Origin of the sequence: uncultured Leptotrichia sp., assembly GCF_938036635.1 — a bacterium.
Classification (GTDB): Bacteria; Fusobacteriota; Fusobacteriia; order Fusobacteriales; family Leptotrichiaceae; genus Leptotrichia; species Leptotrichia hongkongensis.
Genome location: NZ_CALHQO010000172.1, coordinates 1 through 1,916 on the forward strand (window position 1 = coordinate 1; position 1,916 = coordinate 1,916).

The 1,916-nt window shown below is 27.5% G+C and carries 4 protein-coding genes; all 4 read right to left on the reverse strand.

Annotation, left to right across the window (positions count from 1 at the left end; all coding sequences use genetic code 11):
* Window positions 1-220 precede the first annotated feature (220 nt).
* The 4 genes from Q0370_RS03395 to folE all read right to left on the reverse strand — a co-directional run bounded on the left by Q0370_RS03395 (window position 221) and on the right by folE (window position 1,783).
* Window positions 221-502, reverse strand: coding sequence for a hypothetical protein (locus Q0370_RS03395; RefSeq protein ID WP_299572154.1), 282 nt, complete (start codon window positions 500-502; stop codon window positions 221-223).
* On the reverse strand, window positions 502-681 hold the full coding sequence (locus Q0370_RS03400; RefSeq protein ID WP_299572156.1) for a hypothetical protein: 180 nt from the start codon (window positions 679-681) through the stop codon (window positions 502-504). The genes Q0370_RS03395 and Q0370_RS03400 overlap by 1 nt, the downstream gene beginning before the upstream one ends.
* A 98-nt stretch (window positions 682-779) precedes the next feature.
* Window positions 780-1,157 (reverse strand): hypothetical protein, encoded by a 378-nt coding sequence (locus Q0370_RS03405; RefSeq protein ID WP_299572159.1) that lies wholly within the window; start codon window positions 1,155-1,157, stop codon window positions 780-782.
* Window positions 1,158-1,192: 35 nt separating this feature from the next.
* Window positions 1,193-1,783: a GTP cyclohydrolase I FolE gene (gene folE, locus Q0370_RS03410; protein ID WP_299572162.1), complete on the reverse strand. Its 591-nt coding sequence runs from the start codon at window positions 1,781-1,783 to the stop codon at window positions 1,193-1,195.
* Window positions 1,784-1,916: the final 133 nt, after the last annotated feature.

The window sequence follows — 1,916 nt, forward strand, 5'->3', positions numbered from 1 at the left end:
ATAAAAACAGGGAGATAATATTAAAAGAAAGTTTGAATAATTTATATTTTCATCTATTTTTTTATTATCTAAATTTTTTTCATATTTTCTTTTTTCCATTTTATATATTCAAGCTCAGATTTTAAAAATTCTTTTTTTGTAGTTGAATTTATCATATTTTATTCACCTTTATTTTTCTATTTAATTTTAATAATTTATTTATACTTTTATCATTAATTTTTTATTTAATTTCTAACCGTTTTTTGTAACTAGGATTAATATTCTTTTCATTCCATTTTTCCCAAGGTTTATTACTTGTTATTGTTTTTGCACCTTTACTAGCATTATGTGTTTTTCTCAAATATTGTAAATTTTTAGGATTTTCATAAACTGCTTTTTTTTGACTAGGAGTAAGTTCTTTCATTTTAACTGAAAAATCTTTATCTATGGCGTTTTTTGGATAAATATGATCTGCTTCAACAGGATCTATTACATTTTCAAGTTTTTCAAAACTATTATCCATCAGATTATCAGATTAACTACTTTTCCTTTATTAACTCCCGCCTCTAATCCAGGTTTATTAACTTTCGTATTCTTCTTCTTAACCTCATTCCCAGTCGGACATCCTTCATCATTATGCACCAGCACCCTCTGCTCCCCCACATAGTAATTTTCTGTGCCTTCTATGCTGAAGTTATACACCTTTTTTGGAATTTCATATCTTATTATTTCTGTTTCTTGTATTTCTATCTGCTCACCTGTGAATCCCGTCAGGCTTATTCCTACACTCAGGAAACCTGCTAATATATATAGAACGGATGTTCTGGAGTTGTCAGTATTTCTTCTGTCTTTTTTTTTATTATTATAACAGAACTATTTCCCAATTCTCCTTTTTCTGTATACTCAGTATCTAAATCTACTCCACCAAAAAGTTTAGAGTTTTCCTTTAAAATTTTTCCAGTTCTAGGCTGATATTTGTATACATATTTCAATAACCAATCTTTTCCCCCTTTTTTAAAAGGTGTCAGTATGTCGTATGGATTTTCATTCTTATAAATATCTTCTTTTAATATTTGTAATAAATTTTCAGATATATCCTCGTATTTTCGCCAAAAAATATATTCAGAATATTCTTCCATTAATTTATAAAATTTTTCCTTAGTTATTAACTCCATCATATTTTTCTCCAAACTAAAAAAATATCCTTAAAATTTTATTTTATCCCATCCAAAAATTCCTTTTTCCTATCCGCATTTTCCTTAAATTCACCACTATAAAATGAAGTTCTAGTCACAGAACCAATTTTATTAACCCCTCTCATTTCAATGCACATGTGTCGTGCCTCAACCACAACAGCAACTCCCAATGGATTTAATATTTCTATCAATTTTTTTGCAACATTTACAGTAATTTCCTCCTGAACACTCAATTTTCGTGAAACAAATTCCACAAGTCTTGGTATCTTACTAAGTCCAATAACTTTATTTTCTCTAGGAATATAGGCAACATGCACTTTTCCAAAAAATGGTAACATATGATGTTCACACATTGAAAAAAAGGGTATTTCCTTCACAAGCACCATTTCCTGTGAATCGCCTAAATCTACATCAAATAATTTATAATTTTCAAAATCATCTACACTTTTTGTACTCAGAATCTCTTCATACATTTTTGCAACTCTTTTAGGAGTTTCAACAAGCCCTTCTCTATCTGCATCTTCTCCAATATTTATTAAAATTTCACGTACTGCATTTTCAATATTTTTTAATCTCGTTTCTTTATCTATACTTTTGTTTTTTTTCATTTTCTTAACCTTTCTTTTTATTTCCATAACAAATGGTACTCTTCAATTCTATCTTGAGAAACTTTATTCTCATTTATATAATCTTAAATAATCCTATTCTATATTTATACATGATTTTATCTCTTTAAATTAT